Origin of the sequence: Streptomyces sp. M41 (assembly GCF_043673425.1) — a bacterium.
Classification (GTDB): domain Bacteria; phylum Actinomycetota; class Actinomycetes; order Streptomycetales; family Streptomycetaceae; genus Streptomyces.
Map to the genome: position 1 here is coordinate 1 of NZ_JBIMKE010000037.1, position 20608 is coordinate 20608.

General features: G+C 71.5%; 21 protein-coding genes, 1 tRNA gene and 1 other RNA gene. 10 read left to right on the top strand and 13 right to left on the bottom strand.

Features of this window, described 5'->3' with window-relative positions:
- Positions 1–1611, bottom strand: a 1611-nt coding sequence (locus ACHBTE_RS31620) for a DNA polymerase III subunit gamma and tau (RefSeq protein ID WP_394728401.1), incomplete at its 3' end; no start/stop codon positions are given.
- A 74-nt stretch (positions 1612–1685) separates the two neighbouring features.
- Positions 1686–1780: signal recognition particle sRNA small type (gene ffs / locus ACHBTE_RS31625), an RNA gene on the bottom strand.
- A gap of 73 nt (positions 1781–1853) precedes the next feature.
- On the opposite strand from ffs, the gene ACHBTE_RS31630 reads away from it, so the two are divergent.
- The 7 genes from ACHBTE_RS31630 (at position 1854) to ACHBTE_RS31660 (ending at position 8283) form a co-directional block, all read left to right on the top strand.
- A tRNA-Ser gene (locus ACHBTE_RS31630) sits at positions 1854–1938 on the top strand.
- 266 nt (positions 1939–2204) lie between these two features.
- On the top strand, positions 2205–4646 hold the full coding sequence (locus ACHBTE_RS31635) for a helicase-associated domain-containing protein (protein ID WP_394728403.1): 2442 nt from the start codon (positions 2205–2207) through the stop codon (positions 4644–4646).
- 73 nt (positions 4647–4719) lie between these two features.
- Entirely contained in the window at positions 4720–5652 is a 933-nt protein-coding gene (locus ACHBTE_RS31640) for a phosphorothioated DNA-binding restriction endonuclease (RefSeq protein WP_394728405.1), read from the top strand.
- Between the two features lie 75 nt (positions 5653–5727).
- Positions 5728–6006, top strand: a complete 279-nt coding sequence (locus ACHBTE_RS31645) for a CopG family transcriptional regulator (protein WP_394728407.1) — start codon at positions 5728–5730, stop codon at positions 6004–6006.
- Complete coding sequence (locus ACHBTE_RS31650; RefSeq protein ID WP_394728409.1) at positions 6003–6428, top strand: hypothetical protein; 426 nt, start codon at positions 6003–6005, stop codon at positions 6426–6428. The genes ACHBTE_RS31645 and ACHBTE_RS31650 overlap by 4 nt, the downstream gene beginning before the upstream one ends.
- 498 nt (positions 6429–6926) lie before the next feature.
- The gene (locus ACHBTE_RS31655) at positions 6927–7061 is read left to right on the top strand and encodes a hypothetical protein (protein ID WP_394728411.1); all 135 of its coding nucleotides are present in this window, start codon (positions 6927–6929) and stop codon (positions 7059–7061) included.
- Positions 7062–7065: 4 nt separating this feature from the next.
- Positions 7066–8283 carry a serine hydrolase gene (locus tag ACHBTE_RS31660; RefSeq protein WP_394728413.1) on the top strand — a complete coding sequence of 406 codons (1218 nt, stop codon included), beginning with the start codon at positions 7066–7068 and terminating at the stop codon, positions 8281–8283.
- Between the two features lie 132 nt (positions 8284–8415).
- On the opposite strand, the gene ACHBTE_RS31665 is transcribed toward ACHBTE_RS31660, so the two are convergent.
- Genes ACHBTE_RS31665 through ACHBTE_RS31685 form a run of 5 tightly spaced genes read right to left on the bottom strand, consistent with a single transcriptional unit; the run spans position 8416 to position 13054 of the window.
- Complete coding sequence (locus tag ACHBTE_RS31665; RefSeq protein ID WP_394728415.1) at positions 8416–9126, bottom strand: ABC transporter; 711 nt, start codon at positions 9124–9126, stop codon at positions 8416–8418.
- A complete protein-coding gene (locus tag ACHBTE_RS31670; protein ID WP_394728417.1) occupies positions 9123–10712 on the bottom strand; it encodes an ABC transporter permease in 1590 nt (529 codons plus the stop codon). The genes ACHBTE_RS31665 and ACHBTE_RS31670 overlap by 4 nt, the downstream gene beginning before the upstream one ends.
- The gene (locus tag ACHBTE_RS31675; RefSeq protein WP_394728419.1) at positions 10709–11584 is read right to left on the bottom strand and encodes an ABC transporter ATP-binding protein; all 876 of its coding nucleotides are present in this window, start codon (positions 11582–11584) and stop codon (positions 10709–10711) included. Before ACHBTE_RS31675 ends, ACHBTE_RS31670 begins: the two co-directional genes overlap by 4 nt.
- Positions 11581–12465, bottom strand: a complete 885-nt coding sequence (locus ACHBTE_RS31680) for a zf-HC2 domain-containing protein (protein ID WP_394728421.1) — start codon at positions 12463–12465, stop codon at positions 11581–11583. Before ACHBTE_RS31680 ends, ACHBTE_RS31675 begins: the two co-directional genes overlap by 4 nt.
- Positions 12431–13054 (bottom strand): RNA polymerase sigma factor, encoded by a 624-nt coding sequence (locus ACHBTE_RS31685; RefSeq protein WP_394728423.1) that lies wholly within the window; start codon positions 13052–13054, stop codon positions 12431–12433. The genes ACHBTE_RS31680 and ACHBTE_RS31685 overlap by 35 nt, the downstream gene beginning before the upstream one ends.
- A gap of 371 nt (positions 13055–13425) precedes the next feature.
- Here ACHBTE_RS31685 and ACHBTE_RS31690 point away from each other — a divergent pair, with 371 nt between their 5' ends.
- Positions 13426–13764 carry a hypothetical protein gene (locus tag ACHBTE_RS31690; RefSeq protein ID WP_394728425.1) on the top strand — a complete coding sequence of 113 codons (339 nt, stop codon included), beginning with the start codon at positions 13426–13428 and terminating at the stop codon, positions 13762–13764.
- Between the two features lie 167 nt (positions 13765–13931).
- On the opposite strand, the gene ACHBTE_RS31695 is transcribed toward ACHBTE_RS31690, so the two are convergent.
- Genes ACHBTE_RS31695 through ACHBTE_RS31710 form a run of 4 tightly spaced genes read right to left on the bottom strand, consistent with a single transcriptional unit; the run spans position 13932 to position 16068 of the window.
- A complete protein-coding gene (locus ACHBTE_RS31695; protein ID WP_394728427.1) occupies positions 13932–14444 on the bottom strand; it encodes a GNAT family N-acetyltransferase in 513 nt (170 codons plus the stop codon).
- Positions 14441–14863, bottom strand: a complete 423-nt coding sequence (locus ACHBTE_RS31700; RefSeq protein ID WP_394728429.1) for an arsenate reductase ArsC — start codon at positions 14861–14863, stop codon at positions 14441–14443. Before ACHBTE_RS31700 ends, ACHBTE_RS31695 begins: the two co-directional genes overlap by 4 nt.
- Positions 14864–14890: 27 nt before the next feature.
- Positions 14891–15691: an aquaporin gene (locus ACHBTE_RS31705; protein WP_394728431.1), complete on the bottom strand. Its 801-nt coding sequence runs from the start codon at positions 15689–15691 to the stop codon at positions 14891–14893.
- The gene (locus tag ACHBTE_RS31710) at positions 15688–16068 is read right to left on the bottom strand and encodes an ArsR/SmtB family transcription factor (protein ID WP_394728433.1); all 381 of its coding nucleotides are present in this window, start codon (positions 16066–16068) and stop codon (positions 15688–15690) included. The genes ACHBTE_RS31705 and ACHBTE_RS31710 overlap by 4 nt, the downstream gene beginning before the upstream one ends.
- Before the next feature lie 80 nt (positions 16069–16148).
- Between ACHBTE_RS31710 and ACHBTE_RS31715 the strand changes: the two genes are divergently transcribed.
- Together ACHBTE_RS31715 and ACHBTE_RS31720 are read left to right on the top strand one after the other, a co-directional pair.
- A complete protein-coding gene (locus tag ACHBTE_RS31715) occupies positions 16149–16622 on the top strand; it encodes an ArsI/CadI family heavy metal resistance metalloenzyme (protein WP_394728435.1) in 474 nt (157 codons plus the stop codon).
- A 129-nt stretch (positions 16623–16751) separates the two neighbouring features.
- Positions 16752–17534 carry a DUF899 family protein gene (locus ACHBTE_RS31720; protein ID WP_394728437.1) on the top strand — a complete coding sequence of 261 codons (783 nt, stop codon included), beginning with the start codon at positions 16752–16754 and terminating at the stop codon, positions 17532–17534.
- A 4-nt stretch (positions 17535–17538) separates the two neighbouring features.
- Here ACHBTE_RS31720 and ACHBTE_RS31725 read toward each other — a convergent pair whose 3' ends face one another.
- Together ACHBTE_RS31725 and ACHBTE_RS31730 are read right to left on the bottom strand one after the other, a co-directional pair.
- Entirely contained in the window at positions 17539–17844 is a 306-nt protein-coding gene (locus tag ACHBTE_RS31725; RefSeq protein WP_394728439.1) for a hypothetical protein, read from the bottom strand.
- Positions 17845–17957: 113 nt separating this feature from the next.
- Entirely contained in the window at positions 17958–20528 is a 2571-nt protein-coding gene (locus ACHBTE_RS31730; protein WP_394728441.1) for a SpoIIE family protein phosphatase, read from the bottom strand.
- Positions 20529–20608: the final 80 nt, after the last annotated feature.

A 20608-nucleotide genomic window follows, 5' to 3' on the forward strand; every position in this document is an offset into this window, starting at 1 on the left:
GCCTGCCGACGCGGCGGTGGGCCAGGCGCCGGGGGCGGAGGCGGGGGGCGTGGAGGCGGGGGGCCCGGAGGGGTGGGCGTCCGCGGGAGCAGGTGCGGGAGGGGCGGGCGGGGCGGGCGGGGCGGGCGGCATCGGAGGCTGGGCCGCAGCCGGATCGGGAGCCGAGGGTGCGGGCGGGGCTGTCCGGTCCGAGGCTGCGCCCTGATCCGCGGCCGAGGCCGCCGCGGCCGTACCGCTGCCGGGGCCACCAGGAACGCCGGCACCAGCCACGCCCCCCGGTCCTCCCGGACCGGGCGCACCGGGCCCGCCTGCCGGTGCCCCCGACGTACGTACGGCGGCTCGGGCCGCGGCGGGACCGCCGCCCGGCGGAACGGGTGCGGCGCTCGCTCCCGCATGGGCGTCGGGACCCGGCACGTACCCCATCGTCGGCATGCCGCCGCCCGCGGAGAAGTTGACGCCTCGCTCCAGCCGGTCGAGGCGGGCCATCACGGAACGCTCGTCCCCGTAGGCCGCGGGCAGCAGTACGCGCGCGCAGATGAGCTCGAGCTGGAGGCGGGGCGAGGTGGCGCCCCGCATCTCGGTCAGCCCCTCGTTGACCAGGTCGGCGGCGCGGCTCAGCTCGGCGGCGCCGAAGGTGCCCGCCTGGGCCCGCATACGCTCCAGCACGTCGGCGGGGGCGTCGAAGAGCCCCTTCTCGACGGCATCCGGCACGGCGGCCAGGATCACCAGGTCCCGCAGCCGCTCCAGCAGATCGGCGACGAACCGCCGGGGGTCGTTGCCCCCCTCGATGACACGGTCGACGACCTCGAAGGCCGCGGCCCCGTCACCGGTCGCGAAGGCCTCCACGACGGAGTCGAGCAGCGAGCCGTCGGTGTACCCGAGCAGGGAGGTGGCCATGGCGTATGTCACACCCTCCTCCCTCGCTCCGGCGAGCAGCTGGTCCATGACGGACATCGAGTCACGCACGGATCCCTGGCCGGCGCGCACGACGAGCGGCAGCACTCCGTCCTCGACGGGGATGTTCTCCCGGCCGCACACATCGGCGAGGTAGTCGCGCAGCGTGCCGGGCGGGACGAGCCGGAAGGGGTAGTGGTGGGTCCGCGAGCGGATGGTCCCGATGACCTTCTCGGGCTCGGTGGTGGCGAAGATGAACTTCAGATGCTCGGGAGGCTCCTCGACGACCTTCAGCAGCGCGTTGAAACCGGCCGACGTGACCATGTGGGCCTCGTCGATGATGTAGATCTTGTAGCGACTGCTCGCGGGCCCGAAGAACGCCTTCTCGCGCAGCTCACGTGCGTCGTCCACACCGCCGTGCGACGCGGCGTCGATCTCGATGACGTCGATGGACCCGGGCCCGTTGCGCGCGAGGTCCTGGCAGGACTGGCACTCCCCGCAGGGGGTCGGCGTAGGACCCTGCTCACAGTTCAGACACCGCGCGAGGATCCGCGCGCTGGTCGTCTTGCCACAGCCGCGCGGACCGCTGAACAGGTACGCGTGATTGACCCGGTTGTTCCGCAGCGCCTGCTGCAACGGGTCGGTGACATGCTCCTGCCCGATGACCTCGGCGAACGACTCCGGGCGATAGCGGCGGTACAGCGCGAGAGACGACACGCATACGAGGTTATAGGCGCCCACTGACAACGAGCCCCGCCCGTAGATCACCCACGGCCCGGAACCCCGCACACGCAAGGGCCCCCCACGCACCCGCCAGAGCCAACCTACCCTTGCTGCCTTCCGGCCCTGGGGGAGTTCAGTCAGATAGCGCCGCGTGAGGGGCTTCCCAGAGAGTACCCGATGTCAGCAGCGCGGAACGAGTTCGCGAGCACTCCTCTCGGTCATGTAATGTTTCCGGCGGAGGATTCGCCTAGAGGCCTAGGGCGCACGCTTGGAAAGCGTGTTGGGGGCAACCCCTCACGAGTTCGAATCTCGTATCCTCCGCAGCCGCCTGAACAGGCGAAACGAGAACCCCGGACCGCTCAGCGGCCGGGGTTCTCGGCATGTTCTGGTCTCAGTCCTGGTCTCATTCATTTCCGGCATAGAGCACTTTTCGCGCATCGCTTTGCCGCTGGTGGGTCGATCCACAGGACAACGCCTTCACTCCCAAGCGGCTTCTTGCCGCCGCAGGACTCAGGTGCCCCCGCGATGCGCCATTCTGGAGCGTGTGCTGGACCGGTTCCGGTTCGAAGAGCAACGGCGTCGTCTTGGTGAGGTGCCCCATCGGCAAGCCCAGCGGATCAACTCTGGCCTCGTGGCTGAGTGGTCTGGAAGTCGGTCGACTTGAGCGAGTCCTGGCGACTCGCCTGGATGCCGTGTCCCCGCCGGAGCCACGATCGTTCGGCGAACTCGCGGACCGCCTTCAGCGCCCGGCGTCGGTGGCACCGGTGCTGGCGGAGCTCGCGCTGCCACAGCTGCAGGTGGCTGAGGCGCTGGCGGCGCTGGGACCCGTTCCACGTGCCGCTTTGGCCGATCTGCTGGACGTGACCGAGCCTGGAAGCGATCGCGGGCTGGACGCGGTCCTGGAGACACTGGCCGATCACGCGCTCGTCTGGCCGGACGGCCAAGGGCTGCTGCACCTGGTGGCGCCGTTGCGGCAGGCGTGGGATTCGCCGCTGGGGCTGGACGGGCCGCTCGCCCGGCTGCTGGCGGACACGACCTCCGAGGAGCTGCGCCGCATGCTGGTTGCCCTGGGCGTCCCGTCGCCCGGCACCACCAAGAAGGACCGGCTGGCCACTCTGCTGGAACACCACAGTGATCCGGAGCGGGTGGCCGCGGTGGTCGCTTCGGCGCCTGTGGCCACTCGGAAACTGCTTGAGCGGCGAGCCCGTCACCAGGGTGAACAGACGCAGGGACAGGCGGAATTCATCATGCTCGGGGCTCCACGGGCCGACTCCGAACCGGGTGCGCGGTGGGCGCTGGAGCGAGGACTTCTGGTCCAGGACCGGTACTCCGGGTACGGGCCCGCACGCATGCCGGCCGAGGTGACGCTCGCGCTGCGAGGGGCCGACTGGCGCGCCCGGTTCGAGCCGTTCCCGCCCGTCGTGCAGACGGTGTCCGTCACCGACGCGGAGGTGGATCGGGAGGCGGCGGCAGCCGCCACGGCGTTCGCCGCCCACGCCGCCTCGGTTCTGGCGGCGTGCGCCGCGTCCCCGCCGGCCCGTCTGAAGTCCGGCGGGGTCGGGGCGCGTGAGCTGTCCCGGATCGGCAAGGCCACACAGTGCGACGACATCGTCGTACGCCTCGTCCTGGAGACGGCGTACGACGCCGGGCTGCTGGCCCGGGACGGTGACCGGGTCGCGGCGACGGACGGCTACGACGCCTGGGCGGAGCGGGAGCCGGCGGAGCAGCTCACCGCGCTCCTCCAGGCATGGCGGACGCTGCCGCTGACCCCTACCCAGGCCCGCGACGAGGACGGCAAGGCGCTGCCCGCACTCGCCGGAACACCACCCTGTGGCGGCTGTGCGCAGGCCCGGGACGGGCTCCTCGCCGCGGCGGTGGGTCTCCCGGCGGGCCAGGGAGTGAAGAGCCCCGTGGAACTGGGGCCGCTCGTCGCCTGGCACCGTCCGCTCGCCGATCAACTCCCCCAGGACGCCGCGCCCTTCGCCTCCGTGATCCGCGAGGCAGAACTGCTCGGTGTGATTGCCCGCGGCTCCCTGTCCCGCATCGGTGCCGCCTTGCGGGCCGATGACGGCGAAGCACTGGCCGCGGCCAGTCGGCGGCTGCTGCCGACGGCCACCAGCACGGCCCGCTTCGGCGCGGACCTCACCGCCGTCGTCACGGGCACACCGTCAGCCCGCCTGGCCGCTCTGCTGGACGCCGTCGCAGACCGGGACGCCGTCGGCACGGCGTCCGTGTGGCGGTTCAGCCCGGGCACCATCCGCGGCGCCCTGGACACCGGCCGTACACCCGACGCCATCACCTCCGACCTGGCCGACGTCGCCGTCGGCGCCCTCCCCCAGCCGCTGTCGTATCTGATCCATGACACCGCGCGCGCTCACGGCCGTGTGCGCATCGCCCCCGCGGCCTGCGTGATCCACGGCGAGGAACCCGCCCTCCTCGCCGAACTCGCCGCCCACCGGGGGCTCGCCGAGCTCGGGCTGCGGCAGCTGGCACCGACCGTGCTGGTCTGCCGGACTCCGCTCGACAAGACCCTCGCCACGCTCCGGGCCGCAGGCTACGCCCCCGTCGCCGAGACGGCCGACGGAACCGTACGCGTCGAGAAGACCCGAAGCCGACGTGCCTCCGCCCCGACTCCGACCCCACTCCCAGGCCAGCGATCGCGGTCTGTGCCGACGGAGACCCCGGTGGACATCGGTCTGAGCGCCCTGGCCGCCAGGCTGCGGGACGCCCCGCCGACGCTTCCGGATCCCGACCCGTTCGGCACCGGGGTCCCCTACGGCACGGACACCGAGGAGATCATCGCCGGGTACGCGAAGAACCTGACGTACAGCGATGTCCGCCAGCTCGCCCACGCCGTCGACGCCGGCGCGGCCATCACGGTCGAGTACGTCGCCGCCTCGGGCAACCGGACCGTACGTACGCTCAGCGAGCTCGATCTCGACCCGCCCCATCTGTATGCCTGGTGCCATCTGCGTGAGGACGAACGGGTCTTCACCCTCTCCCGCATCCTCGGCGTCATGCCCGCGTAGCCCTCGACTTGTCCCATTGGCCCACCCCGTGCACGGGTCACTGTTTCGCGAGCCGCCACTACGATCGCCGGTCATGGACTGGGTCGAGCGCACCGCGCAGCTGAGGCAGTGGACGAGGAGTGGGGTGCGGGCTCCGCACAAGCCGTTGCTGTTCCTGTACGCGCTCAGCCGGTTCCAGCAGGACGCCGACGGCGAGCTGCGGTACAGCGCGGTGGAGCAGGACCTGCGGCGGCTGCTCGCCGAGTACGGGCCCGGAAACCGGACAACGCCCGCTTATCCGTTCCATCACCTGGTGAGTGACGGAGTGTGGGAGGTGCGCACCGCGCGCGGGACGGGTAGCCCCGGGACCGGGGTCAGGGAGCTGCGGGCGACCGGGGCCGCCGGGCGGCTGACGCCTCAGCTGCGGGCGGCGCTGCGGCGGGAGCCGTCCCTGCTCGGCCGGATGACTCGGGTGCTGCTCGATCTGAACTTCCCGCCCTCCCTCCACGGCGAGCTGTGCGAAGCCGTCGGCCTGGAACCGGAGGAGGCCGAGACCGGACGGCTCTCAGCCGCGCGCAGGCAGCGGGACCGGCGGATGCGGGAGCTGGTCCTGACGGCGTACGAGTACCAGTGCGCCTTCTGCGGGTACGACGGCAGGATCGGCGCGGTGCCGGTCGGGCTGGAGGCCGCCCATGTGCGCTGGTGGGCGTTCGACGGACCGGACGACATCGACAACGGGCTGTGCCTGTGCTCGCTGCACCACAAGCTCTTCGACAAGGGCGTTCTCGGTATCGGATGGGGGTCCCCCCGCTCGAGCGAAGCCGAGAGTGGGGGAGGCCACCGCATCCTGGTCTCGCAGAGCTTCGTCGGCCGCAGTGCCGCCGCCCGCGAGCACGTCATCACGCTCGCCGGCCGTCCGGTCATAGGTCCCCAGCCGGGCGTCCGCCCCATCGCCGTCGCCCACCGCTCCTGGCACACCAGCCAGGTCTTCCACGGCAGCCCACGCCCCGCCGCCGTGACCGTCTGATCGCCGATCCGGTGGTCACATGAACGCACTGAACGCGCTGGTAAGGAACGCGATACCAAGAGTATGGTCTCTTGTATGGCGACGAAGAAGGTGACGGTGACGATTCCCGAGGATCTCCTGGACGAGATCCGCGCGGAGGCGGCGGAGCGGGGCCTGTCGGCGTACGTCGCCGAGGCGCTGCGCTTCAAGCGCGACCGGGACCGGCTGCGGGAGCTGTCCGACTGGCTGCAGGAGGAACACGGCTCCCTCACCGAGGCGGAGCGCACGGCAGCGTTCGAGGAGTTGGAGGAGCTCGACGCCGAGCACGAGCGCCGTCGCGCCGCCGGAACGCACGGCGCGGGAGAGGCCGCGTGAAGAAGCGGGCCGGTGAGCCGGGGCAGCGGCCACTGCGTGTCTTCGTACTCGACTGCGAAGCCCTGTCCCTGGCCGTACGAGGCGACCGGAAGATGATCGCCTGGATCGACCTCGCGGCCGGAGGTGAAGCCGAGGTCGTGACATCTCCGATGACGCTGATCGAGGCGTTCGACGGCAGAACCACCGAGCAACGCTGGGACTGGGTGCTCTCGCGGCTCAGAGTCGCCGACATCGGAAAGGACGAGGCCCGCCAGGCCCGCCGTTTGCTGGCAGATGCCAAGCTGCATGGCCACAAGTACGCGATCGACGCGGTGCTCGCCGTCATCGCGCGCCAGCAGAAGGGGCAGGTCACCGTCTTCACCTCGGACGTGGACGACCTGGAGAAGCTGGTTCCGGAGTCGATCGTCGTCAAGAAGGTGTGACCCGGCACTCTGGTCTCACTTCTGGTCTCATTCACCCCCGTCCAGAGCCGTTCATCAACCGTCCGAATCTCGGCTCCGCCCCAGGTCAGAACGCCCCCGTCCCTCCTTGAACCCCCAGACGAACATTTGGAAAGCGTGTTGGGGGCAACCCCTCACGAGTTCGAATCTCGTATCCTCCGCCAGTGCCTCACCGGGCACGATCTCGATGGGCCCCACCGTTCGCGGTGGGTGCCCATCGACGTTGTCGGCCTCAGTTTCCGTCGCAGTTGGTTGACGTGGAAGTCGGTATTACGGATGCGGACGTACCCCGCGTCGAGGTCGACCGTGCATGATCCAGGGGAACGGAAGATCGCCAGCGCGCCTGCGCGGAAACTGTGGGACGGCCCGCAGGGCGGCTTCCTCTGCCTAACAGATCGAACGATCTACTGGGGCGCATGGCTGGGTGATGGAAGACGGACCAGGCCCGTTCGCCCAGGCTGTCCCGGTCGGCATTCACCGATGGGAGGGCCCGGGCCGTTCGCCACTCCGATGGGCGTGGCCAGGATGTACCGGTCCGTGCCGTCGGTGACGCTGGCGGAGGACCAGCCCTTCTCGCTCGTCGCGGCTGGATGCGTCGACATACGGGAGTCGTGAGCCAATGGGTCGGTGCAGAGGACGTCTGCTGGGTGCTCTTGTCCTGGTCAGCGTCCTGGCATTGTCGGCATGCGGGTCGAACGACGACAGCACGGAATCGAGTGGCAGTGGCCCTCTCGACGCGGCGACCGAGGCCAAGCTGGAGGACATCGTCCGCCGCTTCCAGGATACGAACCGTACGCCGGGAGTCGTTGTCGGCATCTGGAGCCCGAAGGGGGCGTTCGTCAGCGCCACTGGTGTCGCCGACCTCGCGACCGAGGCGCCCCTTCGATCGGACATGCAGTTCAAGATCGCGAGTCAGACCAAGACATTCACGGCCAATCTCGTCCTGCAGCTCGTCGGGGAGGGCAAGGTCGCCCTCGACGACCACATCTCCAAGTGGGTGAAGGGCGTACCCAACGGAGACCGGATCACGATCCGGCAGCTGCTCAACCACACCAGCGGCCTCGCGGACGGCTTCACGTCGCCCACCGTCCAGTCGAAGGTACAAACCGGCTGCACCGTCGCGGAACTCCTCACGGCGGAGGCAAAATTTCCCCCCGTCGCACCTCCCGGCACCAAGTGGTCCTACAGCAACTACGGTTACAACCTGCTCGGCCGGGTCGTCGAGCTGGCCGGCGGCCAGGATCTGAGCGCCGCGGTCCAACAGCGCATCGCCCGACCGCTCGGACTCCGGCGCACCTTGCTCCCCACTTCGGGCAACGGCCTCAGCGAACCCTTCACACACGGCTACGGGCTGGGAGACGTGGGCCCCACCCAGGCACCCACCGCTTCCGACGATGCGACGGACCTCCCGGCGTCGTGCCTCTGGGCGCACGGAGGCATGGTCTCGACGCTCTCGGACATGCGGGTCTGGTCCCGCGCCCTGGCGACCGGTGAGCTGCTCGAGCCAGAGGTCTGGGCCGAGGCGACCAAGAACCCGATCCCCTTCACCTTCGCGGGGAACTACAACGGACCCGGCAAGTGGCGGTACGGACTGGGGTTCGTCGAGACTGGCGGCTTCATCGGTGGAGAGGGAAGTTTCGCCGGCTATGAGTCGACCGCCATGTACTCGCCCACCCGTCGGACGGCGATCGAGGTGGTAAGCACCAAGAATCCCAACGCCATCACGCCTCCCCCGATGTTTCAGGCTCTGGCCATGGCGATCTACGGCACAGACATCGGCTTCGGTCTCACGCCCGAACAGGCGCTCGCGCCCACGCTCAAGGGGGCGGCGGGATGAAGCGGCGCACGGTCGCACAAGCCGTCAGCCGCACGCGTGTCGAAGGAGCCCAACATCCGAACGGGATTCCCTGGAAGGCGCCACGACACGCGGCAGCGGTGATGTGACGGTTCAGCCCGTCGCCGCGCAGGCCTAGTGGACTGCCCGCCCCGGGGAAGCGGGAGAAGGCGTGGCCGGGGAGCGGGGCGGGCGTTTTGCGCGGGGCTCGGGGCGTAGTTGTGCTGTGCAGGCGGTCAGGGCGGCGGTCAGCAGCGCCGTCCATCGCAGGGTGGCGTCGGTCCAGTTCGGGTCGCCCGGTGTGGGAAACAGTTCCAGGCCGTCCGGCAGAAACATGGCCGCCATGACGAAGACCGTCAGCGCTGGGGCGGCGAGCAGGCTGCCCGTTCCCAGGGCCGAGCGGCGCATGCCGTAGAGGGCGAAGGCCAGGGTTCCTACGGCGAGGGTCGCTGCTTCGAGCGCGAGGCCGCCGAGGGGGAAGAGCTGACGTGCGTCGGTCGGCAGGCCGAGTCGGACGAGGCTCGCCGAGGCGGCCCAGAAGAGGGCGAAGAGCAGGAGGCCCACGGCCATGCGCAGGCCGCTGCGCAGCGCTCGGGAGACAGGCACCACGACGGTGGTGCGGGCCGCGGGATCGTCGAGGAGACAGGCGAGGCCGATGGCGGTCAGTACGGTCGCGATCCTCAGGAGCACGGCAGCCGCGTCTGGTTGGACTTGTGCGGAGAACAGCACCGGGCAGGCCGTACCGGCGACCCCCACCACGCCCGCGCCGAGCAGCGGAAGGATGCGGGTGGCCCGCAGGTCTGGCCCTAGGAGAGTGCGCAGCACCGCGCCCGTGGAGGCAGTCACCGGCATTGGCCCTCCTCGCCTTCGCGCGCGGCCGGCGGGGCCGGGACGCCCAGGAGGGACGCCGCCTCGTCGGTCGTGGTGTCCGGGGCGGTGAGCTCCGTCCACGACTGCTTCACCTTGGCGCCGACTTCGGCGTCGGGCCGCGCCAGCAGGGTCCGTACGAGGTCCTGTTCCCGCGCGTTGACGCTGAAGCCGGTGGCGGCGTTGAAGGTGTTCAGGGGGATGCCGCCGAAGGATCGCCCGCTCAGCGAGTCGTAGGCTTCCCGGGTCCCGTCGGTCGCCTGGACCGCGAGCCACAGCGTGATCGCCCCGCGCGCACGGCAGATCGTCTGGTTGCCGGCGCTCGCAGGGGCCTCGCCGGTCACCGCGCGGTACGCGAAGCCTCCGGCGAAGCCGAGCATGTGGTCGCCCGCGGAATCGCTGTGCGTGCCCCAGTCGGTGCCGACGGGCACGGCGCCCGGCGTTCCGGCCGCACGATCGTCGGCGGCCCACTTCGCGACCGGCAGCGGAGGGAGGACACCGTCGTCGACCGTGTTCAGGAAGAGGTGCTGGCGTACGGCGTACGGCTTCTCCCGCGCGGTCTGCGGCACCCGGCGCAACACTCCCCCGGTCACTTCGGCCCACTGCCGGTACCGGTCCTTGAACTCGGGGAAGGCGCAGTAGTCGACGCCGCCGCTCTCGACGCACACCTGCTGTGACGACGGGGCGTTCTCGGCGGTCGTACGGGCCTTGCGCACCTCGTCCGGCAGGCCGCCCTGCTGGGCGACACCCGTGCCGAGGACGGTGAGCAGGGCGAGCCCCGCCGTCGCCTTGACCGCGGTCGAGCGACCGCCGGCGCGCAGGACCGCCACCGTGGCCACCAGGACCACCAGGGCGGCCAGGTAGAGCAGATGCCAGGTCACCGGACGGTGGGTGAGGGCCGTGGGCAGCGGGGGGACGTTCTCGTCCTCGATGCCGATCAGGCCCCACCACCGCGCCCCCGACTCCGGCTGGAGTGCGCCCGCCACGGTCACGATCCCGAGCGCGGCCAGCGTGAGCGGGGCGGCCACCACGGACCGGACGACGTGGGCCGCCAGGACGCCGATCGCGCCGGCGAGGAGCACCACGACCGGACCCGTGGCGAGCTCCGCCACGGAGGGGCTGCCGACCGCCGCGTCCTGAGCGGCCGCGTATCCGATGCGGGCCCCGGACAGCACCGCCGACAGCACGGTCACGGGCACCAGGGCGAGCAGATGGGCCCCGGTGCGCCGCCAGGGCGGGAGCACCAGGAGGTCGAACATCGCATCGGTGCCGTGCCGGTGCGAGCGGAGCGCGGCGAGGTTGGCCGCGAGCAGGGTTCCCGCCGCGATCAGCAGCAGCGTCACCTGGGTGTAGCGGTCCTCGTCGTGCAGCACCGGATAGCTGTCGTCGCCGGAGTACGCGCTGTACGCCCACTGCGCCAGATACACCGCGAACGCGGCGAGCACCGCGGGGTGCCGCAGGAGTCGTACGGCTTCGGCGCGGGCGAGGGTGCGTGTGGCGGCGCCCGCCGCGGAGGGGGTGCGGCTCACGGTACCCACCGGGGCCTCGGTCATCGTGCCGCTCATGCCGCGGCCCCCTGACCGGCCCGCCGCCCGGTGTCGTCCAGGAGCAGCAGATAGCCGTCCTCCAGCGCCGGGTCCACGATCGCGGCGCCCGGCGGTGGACTGCCGATGTTGCGGAAGGTCCCGTTGCCCGTACGCCATCCGGCCAGCGCCCGTGGGTCGCGCTCGGCGCTGCTCCACACCCGGCCCTGGGCGACCGCGCTCAGCCCGACCGGATCGCCGTCGAACTTGACGACGCCGTGGTCGAGTACGACGACGCGACGGCACAGGGCGGCGACGTCCTCGGTCTGATGAGTGGAGAGCAGGACGGTCCGACCCTCTCCGATGTCGGCGATCAACTCACGGAAACGCAGGCGCTGTTCGGGGTCGAGGCCGACGGTCGGCTCGTCGAGGATGAGCAGTTCGGGCTCGCCCGCGAGGGCCGCTGCGAGCGCCACGCGCTGCTTCATACCGCCCGACAGCATCCTGATCCGCTTGCCGCGGTGCTCACTGAGGCCCACGGCGTCGAGCACCCGGCGCACCTCGTCGTGCCTACGGCCGCGGTGCGTCATCTCCTTCAGGATCGCGACGTAGTCCACGAACTCGAAGGCGGTGAAGTTCGGGTGGAATCCGGGGTCCTGCGGCAGGAATCCGAGGTGCCGCCTGATCTCCGTCCGTTGACCGGGGTGGCGGGGATCCCGGCCGAGCACCCGGATCTCGCCGGTGTCGGGGACGAGAGCGGTGGCGAGGGCCCGCAGCAGGGTGGTCTTGCCCGCGCCGTTGGGCCCGAGCAGACCGGTGACGCCGGTCTGCAGCGAGAAGGACACGGAGCCGAGGGCCACGGAGCGCCGGTAGCGCACCCCCAGCTCCCTCACCTCGACGGTGTGTTCGGTCATCGGGCAGTCCCCTGTCGGTGGATGGGTCGTCGGTGGAGGGGCCCTCGCTGGACGGGCCGGTCGAATGCGGTACGGGACAGCAGCACGCCCGCACAGGCCACGGTGAGCACCGCGGCCGAGGCCGTCTGTCCCGTCGTACTGAAGACCGCGTGCGAGTCGTGGGTGGCGAACAGGACGGCGAGCCATCCGGCCGCGGTCACGCCGGCCGCCGTCGTGGATTCCATGCGTGCCGCCAGCGCGAGACTGACCGCGGTGAGCGCACAGCCGGGCAGCAGCCAGCCGAAGGTGGCGAGGCCGAGCCCGGGCAGGGCCAGACTGGCGGCGCACGTCAGGGCGATGCAGGTGCCGAGGACCACCGCGGTGCGCAGCAGCACGAGCCGGAAGGCCCGCAGGGGCGTCACCAGACCCATCTCGTGCGCGGGGTCCCAGCGCCACCCGTAGGACACGGCCACTCCGGCCACGGGCAGCAGCGGCGCGAGACCGAGGAAGAGCACCGGAGTCCCGGCCGGCTCGGCGAGGCGCGCGATCAGCGCGGCAAGCAGCAACGTCAGCGCGGCGGCGCCCACCCAGGACGCACGCAGCACGGGAGTCGCCGCGACGAGTCGCGCCACATGGTCGGGCACGCCGAACCGGAGCAGCAACCGCTCCGCCCGGCCGGGTACGGGTGCGTCGATGGCCACGTCGAGGCGCTGCCAGCCGTGGTCCAGGACGCGCGGGTCGGTGTGGGCGGACAGCCGGGAGCGGCAGAGCGGACAGCGGTCGAGGTGCGCCTCGACGGCCCGCAAGGCGTGCGGCGCCGTCTCTCTGCGCGCGTAGTCGCGCAGCAGCGCGTCGGGGGTGTGGGGGTCAGCGCTCTCCTGCGGCAGTCTCTGCTGCGTCATCCTCGCCTCCTCTCCAGCCGGGCCGCGACCGCGACCCATCGAGTTCCTGCTTGAGTAACCTGCGGGCGCGCATGGCGCGCGTCTTCACCGTGCCGGGCGGCACTCCGAGGGCGCTCGCTGCCTGCCGTACGGTCAGGCCCTCGACCACCGTCGCCTGCATGACGTGCCGGAGCTCTACGGGCAACCGGGCCAGCGCGTCGGCCAGATCGCCGTGCCGGCCGCCGGCGAGCACCTTCTCCTCGGCCGACGGTTCGTCGCGTATCCGCAGTCGTTGCAGTGCCTGCTGCAGCCGCGAGCGGGCGCCGCCCGAGCGGGCCTGGTCCGCGAGCCGCCGGGAGGCGATACGCCACAGCCAGCCGGCCATGTCCGCGACCTTCTGCTGCCGGCCGGCCGCACAGGTGCGCCACAGGTCGAGAAACGTCTCCTGCACGATGTCGTCGAGCTGGGAGTCGTCCGCGCATCGGTGGCGCAACCGGCTGGTCAGCCAAGGGGCGTAGTGACGGTAGAGCAGCTCGAAGGCATCGCGGTCCCCCTCGGCGACAGCCGCCACGAGGTCCGCTTCGGTATCCGCGTCGCGCGGCTCTCCCATCACACCCCTTCGTCGTAGCGGCCCGCGTTTCCGGTTCACGCACCCGAAGTGACCCTCATCACATTCAAATCGAGCGCACCGCTCGGTTCAGGCCACACGGCGGACGCCCATCAGGTCGATATTCGGCCGCGGAGGGCGCGCATGATCGACGAACGCCCTGACTGGACACGATCAAGGCCGAACGGAGGACATCCCTCCCTTTATCGGACTCGCGCACATTTTCGGACGCGGCCTCAACTCACCTACCGATCAAGCCACTTGCGTGCCGAACAAGCGCAGACAAAGCTTCCAATCGACCGCGCTCCCAGGAGGAGGACGACCAGCGCTCCGGTGGAGCGGTTTGTTGGTATCCACACAAAGGGGGAATTCCTTTGACTACCTCGACCACCCTCAAGCGATCGGCGGCGGTGGCGCTTTCCGCAGCGGCTCTCGCAGTCACTGTCGGCGCCTCGCCGGCGACGGCGGCCACCACCAGCAGCAGCAGCAGCAGCGCCCGCGCCGCCGCGCCCACTTGCGTTGCCGGCTGGGTCGACAGGGGCACCATCACGCAGACCGGCCACGCTCGTAACGACTGCAGCTACCGCGTGCGCGTGAAGATCGTCTGGGCCTACGGCGCGGACGGCTCCTGTCACACGCTCAACCCGGGCGGGCACGCCACCTCCAAGGTCGCCATCCAGCCGCGCCGCTTCGACGGCATCAAGAACTGCTGAACGGCCACCGGATGAGGCGTAGTTGACGCCAAAGCACGTGATCACGTGAGCAAGTGAGTACGTGAGTACGTGAGTACGTGAGCACAAAGGGCGTTCCCCGGAAGTCAGCTCCGGGGAACGCCCCTTGCGTGCACATGGTACGTCGGTGAGCCAGGTCTGGCGCCCGGTCAGGAGACGGTGCGGCTGCGGCGTTCGATCAGGACGACATCGCGCCAGATGCCGTGCTGCCGGCCGATGCGTTCGCGGGTGCCGATCACGCGGAAGCCCGCCTTCTGGTGCAGGGCCAGGCTGGCGGTGTTCTCGGGGAAGACCCCGGACTGCACGGTCCAGATGCCCGCCGCCTCGGTCGAGGTGATGAGGGCGTTCAGCAGGGCGCCGCCGACGCCTCGGCCGCGGGCGTCGGGATGGACGTACACCGAGTGTTCGACGACACCCGCGTAGGCGCAGCGGTCGGAGACCGGCACCGCGGCGATCCAGCCCAGGACCCGGCCGGAGAGGTCGAGGGCGACGTACCGGTGTCGGGGCAGCTTGGCGGCGTCGAACTCGGCCCAGGCCGGGGCGGTCGCCTCGAAGGTGGCGTCACCCTCGTCGATGCCCAGCCGGTAGATCCTCAGGACGTCGTCCGCATGCTCGGCCGTCATCGCGGCGACGCGGATGCGGGTCCCGTCCGGTGAACTCATCGTCGGCCCGCCGGGGAGATCTCGTCGAGCAGGCCGCGTACGCGCTTCTCGATCTCGTCGCGGATCGGGCGGACGGCTTCGGCGCCCTGCCCGGCCGGGTCGGGCAGCTGCCAGTCGAGGTAACGCTTGCCGGGGAAGACCGGGCAGGTGTCGCCGCAGCCCATGGTGATGACGACGTCGGACGCTTGGACCGCCGCCACGGTGAGCACCTTGGGGACCTCCGACGAGATGTCGACGCCCGCTTCCGCCATGACCTCGACGACGGCGGGGTTCACGGTGGCGGCAGGCGCCGAACCTGCGGAGCGCACCTGGACGCGGTCGCCCGCCAGGTGGGTGAGGAAGGCGGCGGCCATCTGTGAGCGCCCTGCGTTGTGGACACAGACGAACAGGACGGACGGTCGCTCGGGGGGCGTGGGCATGGTGGCTGTCCTTCTGGGCGCGGCGGTTCAGGAGGTCGGGGGCGGGGCGGGTTCTGGGTCGTCCTGGAGCACGTGCACGGGCCGCGTCCGGGCGAGCGCGGGTGAGGGCGCCTGTGCGGGCACGGATGGGGGCGCGGGCGCAGGTGCGGGCGCGGGGCGGGGGAATACGGCGGGCACCAGCAGCAGGGCGAGTGCGGCGCCGGCGAGCTGGGCCGCGACGAACGGCGGCACCGAGGCGGGGGCGATGCCCGCGAACGTGTCGGTGAAGGCACGTGCGACGGTGACCGCCGGGTTGGCGAAGGACGTGGACGACGTGAACCAGTACGCCGCCCCGACGTAGGACGCCACGGCCACCGACGCCAGGTGGGCCCGGCCGACTCGGGTGAGCCCGAGGATCAGGAGGACGAGCCCCGCCGTCGCGACGATCTCGCCGAGCCACAGATGGCCGGCCGAACGGTCGTGCGTGGACCACTGCACCAAGGGCCTGGCGAACATGGCGTCCGCCAGGACCGCGCCGCCGATCGCCCCGGCGGTCTGCGCCGGGAGGTACGCGGCCACGTCCCGCGCCGTCGGTCCGTCGGGGGTGCGGCGGCCGGTGAACCAGGCAGCGAGCGTGACGACGGGATTGAAGTGGGCGCCGGAGACCGGGCCGAGCAGCGCGATGAGTACGCCCAGGCCGAACACCGTGGCCAGGGAGTTGGCCAGCAGCCGCACGCCGACGTCATCGGTCAGTTCGGTGGCCTGGATGCCGGAGCCGACCACCACCGCGACCAGGGCGGCCGACCCGATGGCCTCAGCGAGGGCCCGGCGGCCGAGCGTGGCGTTCACGCAGTCGTCCCGGCCTGCTGCGCGGTGGTCAGGAAGGCGGAGAGCCGGTCCAGAGCGGCGGGCAGCACCCAGTAGTAGACCCAGGTGCCCCGGCGCTCGCAGTCGATCAAACCGGCCTGGCGGAGCAGTTTGAGGTGGTGCGAGATCGTCGGCTGGGAGAGGTCGAAGGCCGGGGTCAGGTCGCAGACGCAGACCTCGCCGCCGGCCCGCGAGGCGATCAGCGACAGCAGGCGCAGTCGCACCGGGTCACCCAGGGCCTTGAAGGTCTTCGCCAGGTCGGCGGCCTGGTCCTCGCCCAGAGGAGCGGTCAGCAGCCCTGGGCAGCAGCCGTCGGACGGGGCGTCCTGCCCGAGCACCACCAGCTCTTGATTCGACATGCTTCTATGTTGACGAATATCGATCCAGGGCGCAAGCTGTGTATCGACAGACATCAATGCAAGCAGATGGGAACCGTGCCATGTCTCGTGCCCAGCTCGCCCTGCGCGTCAGCGACCTCGAAGCGTCGATCACCTTCTACTCGAAGCTGTTCGGCACCGAACCGGCCAAGAGGCGCCCGGGCTACGCCAACTTCGCCCTCGCCGAGCCCCCGCTCAAGCTCGTCCTGATCGAGGGCGAGCCCGGCCAGGACACCCGGCTCGACCACCTCGGCGTCGAGGTCGAGTCCACCGAGCAGGTCGGCGCCGCGACCAACCGCCTCAAGGACGCCGGCCTGGCCACCTTCGAGGAGAACGACACCTCCTGCTGCTACGCCCTCCAGGACAAGGTGTGGGTCCACGGCCCCGGCCGGGAACCCTGGGAGGTCTATGTCGTGAAGGCGGACGCCGACACCCTCGGCAAGGACGCCGACCCGAACGGATCCGGGGACGGCTGCTGCACCGGCCAGGCCACCGAACAGACCCCGGCAGCCGCTGGCTGTGCGTGCGGGCAGTGATGCGTGGGCCGACCTCACCGCGATGGTGATCCGGTCGCCGCGTCCGGTCGATGAGTTTCCTTCGGGGCGGGAGTCTGTTCTCGTGGACCGGGCCTCCACCCGGTCACCTGACTCTCGCTGGAGGACGTCATGACGACCACGCCGGACGATTCGACGGCCTCGCTGCCCGGCTGGCCGGCCGTCGTCGACCTCGCCACCTGGCAGCGCGCCCGCGATGAGCTGCTGGTCCGCGAGAAGGCCCATACCCGTGCGGGGGACGCCATCGCCGCGGACCGTCGCCGGCTGCCGATGGTGGAGTTCGACGGGACGGTCGAGGTCGTCGGGGCCGACGGGCCGGTTCCGTTCCTGGATCTGTTCCAGGGGCGCGACGAGCTCGTGGTCTACAAGCACATGTGGTACGACGGCGCGCCGCACCAGGGACAGTGCGAGGGCTGCACGACCACGGCCTGGCACCTGAAGGACGCCGCCTATCTCAACGCCCGCGGCGTCTCGTTCGCCGTCCTGACCACGGGCCGCTGGGCGGAGGTGGCCCCCTACGTCGAGTTCATGGGCTACACCCAGCCCTGGTACTCGGTGCGGGGCGTGGCAGAGCCGGTCGGCGGCGAAATGGGGTACCTCACCTGCTTCCTTCGCGACGGCGACCGCGTGTTCCTCACCTACTCCACGACGGGCCGTGGCAACGAGCGGGTCAACGCCTCACTGGGCCTGCTCGACATGACCCCCTACGGCCGTGGCGAGGCGTGGGAGGACAACCCGGAGGGCCGGCCGGAGGGAGGGCACGCGTGCTGGTCCTGGCGCTCGGACGCGGACGGAAACGCCACCTGGGGGCCGACCAGCCGCCCCGTGCCCCAGTGGACCCGGCCCGGCGCGACCCCCGTGGAGACCCTCGGCCGGCAGGGCGACCCTCACTGACAGATCAACCCCATGGGAAACCCTGGGTGATGCCGAAGAGGACCGTGAACAGGGCCATGGCTCCCAGAGGGACGATCACGAACGAGTCGGGGCGTTCGCGGCGGACCGCGCCCCAGGTCAGGGCGATGGCCGGGCCGGTCAGGGCGGCGGCCATCAGGGACCAGCCCGCGTTCTTGTGGCCGACGACGTTGAAGGCGATGAACGCCGCCGTGATGAAGCAGAAGGGCGAGGCCCACAGGTGCTTCAGAGCCTCGGACATGCCCCCGGCCGGCCGGACCGGTTCCGTCGTGCGCACGGCGTCGCCGTTCATATGTGCTCCCCCTCGGCCCGGGTGGTCGTGCCGGGCGCTCATGGTCCGCGGAGACGTCCACGGAAACGTCCACGGAAGCTAACACGCGTAGATCATCAGCCCGTGTCGGACCTTCAGACGTCCAGTGGCTGTTCCGTCCAGATCGTCTTGCCTTTCGGGGTCTGACGCGTGCCCCAGCGCCGGGTGAGCTGGGCGACCAGGAGCAGGCCCCGGCCGCCCTCGTCGTAGGTGCGGGCGCGGCGCAGGTGGGGGGCGGTGCTGTCGCCGTCGGCCACCTCGCAGATGAGGGAGTTGTCGTGGGCGAGGTGGATCAGGCGGAGCTCGATGGGGGGCTGGGCGTGCCGGATGGCGTTGGTGACCAGTTCGCTGACGACCAGTTCCGTGACGAAGGCGGCGTCCTCCAGGTCCCACGCGTCCAGTTGGGCCAGCGCGTCCTTGCGGGCCTGGGCGACGGCGGACGGATCGGCCGGTACGGCCCAGGTGGCGACCTGGGAGGCGTCCAGCGCGCGGGTGCGGGCGAGGAGGAGGGCGACGTCGTCGGGCGGGCGGGGCGGGAGCAGGTCGGTGAGGATCCGGTCGCACAGGGCGTCCAGCGTCGGCTCGGGGCGGGTGAGGAGGTGGCGCAGGCGGAGGATTCCGTCGCCGCCGTCGGTGTCATCGGCGTCACCGGCGTCACCGCCGCCGGAAGGGCGGCCGTCGCCGCCGTGCCGGTCACCGCCGTCCCGGTCGCCGTCGCGCAGGCCGGGCCTGACCAAGCCGTCCGTGTAGAGGGCCAGCAGGCTGCCCTCCGGCAGATCGATCTCGGCCGCCTCGAAGGGCAGCCCGCCCAGGCCCAGCGGCGGTCCCGCCGGCAGGGCCACGAGTTCGGCGCCGCCGCCGGGGCTCAGCACGGCCGGCGGCGGATGGCCGGCCCGGGCCAGGGTGCAGCGCCGGGAGATCGGGTCGTACACGGCGTACAGGCAGGTCGCCCCCACGGCGCCGCCGGTGTCGCGTTCGGTCGACAGCCGGGCGACCAGGTCGTCGAGGTGGGTGAGCAGCTCGTCCGGCGCCAGATCGATGTCGGCGAGGGTACGTACGGCCGTCCGCAGCCGGCCCATGGTCGCGGAGGCGTGCAGGCCGTGGCCGACGATGTCGCCGACGACCAGGGCCACCCGCCCGCCGGACAGCGGGATCACGTCGAACCAGTCGCCGCCGACGCCGGCGTGCGCGTCGGCCGGGAGGTAGCGGGAGGCGACCTCGACCGCCGCCTGCTCCGGCAGCCGCTGCGGCAGCAGGCTGCGTTGCAGCATCACCGCGGTGCCGCGCTCGCGGGCGAAGCGGCGGGCGTTGTCGATGCACACGGCCGCCCTGGCCGCCAGTTCCTCGGCCAGCACCAGGTCGTCCTGCCGGAAGACGTCGGGGTGGCGATGGCGTACGAAGACGGCGACGCCCAGGGTGGTTCCGCGTGCCGTCAGCGGCACCGCCATCACCGAGTGGACGTTGAACTCCCGGACCCGGGAGGCCCGGGCCGGGTCGCGGGCGACCAGCGCGGTGATCGCGGGGTGCGTCATCTCGTAGAGCATGGCCCGCCCGGAACGGAGCGTCTCGACCGGCGCGGAGCCCTCCGGGTACTCGTCGAGGCTGCCGAGGGCGACGACCGCCTCCGGGACGCCCGGGGTCCCGGACTGGTGGGCGGCCCGGCGCAGCACCAGGGGGCCGGCCGGAACGGCGCCGTCGGGCAGTGGCTCCTGGAGGTCGTCGAGTGAGGTCAGCAGGTCGACGCTGACGAAGTCGGCGAATTCGGGGACGGTCACGTCCGCCAGCTCCTGCGCCGTACGCATCACATCGAGGGTGCTGCCGATGCGCCGGCCGGCGTCGGCCATCAGCTGGAGCCGTTTGCGCGCCCAGTACTGCTCGGTCATGTCGTGCGAGGTCAGGCACACCCCCCGCAGGGTGCCGGCGCCGTCGCGCAGCGGCGACATGAGGACCGACCAGGCATGCCCCCGCGACTCGCCGCTGCCGCGCAGGAAGTTCTCGTTGTACTGCGGCTCGCCGGTCTCCAGGACCCGGGCCATGCTCTGTTCCGCCCGCTCACCGGCCGGGTCGTCCACGATCTCGCTGACGCGCAGCCCGAGCATGTCGGCCTCGGGGAGGGCCACGGCCCGTTCCATGGCCGTGTTGGCCCGTCGCAGACGCAGCCCGGTGTCGTACAGCGCCAGCGCGCAGCACGGGGACTGGGCGAAGGTCCAGGTCACGAACGACTCCTCGGCCGGCGGCCGGGCCGGCCGGCCGGTCAGGGCGGAGACCAGGAACCAGCCGCGCCCGCCGCTACCGGCGCGCCCGCCGCTACCCGCGCTCCCGCCGCTCCCGCCGCTCCCACCGTGCCCGCCGCTTGCGAGCTTCCGGTGGTGGGCGAGGACCCTGATCTCCAGCCGTCGGCCGTCGAGGTGCCGGACGGCGACCTCGCCGTGCCATCTGGGCAGCTGGGCGAAGGGGGGCAGGGCCTGCGCCGGCACCGGATCGGCCAGCAGGCCGGCCACCGGCCGTCCGACGATCTGCGCGCCCGTGTACCCGAGAAGCCGTTCGGCGCCCTCGTTCCACCCGGTCACCGTGCCCTGTTCGTCGACGGTGACGCGGGCCGTGAGCTCGTCGCCGACCACCGGGTCGAGCGGACGGTTCGCCCGGCCGATGGCGGGCTCGTCCATGATCGCTCATCTCGCTCTCGCAGAGATCCGTCAGGTCGGCGTCCGCGGCGCGCGGGCCGGGTCCGCGCGTCCGGAGCCGC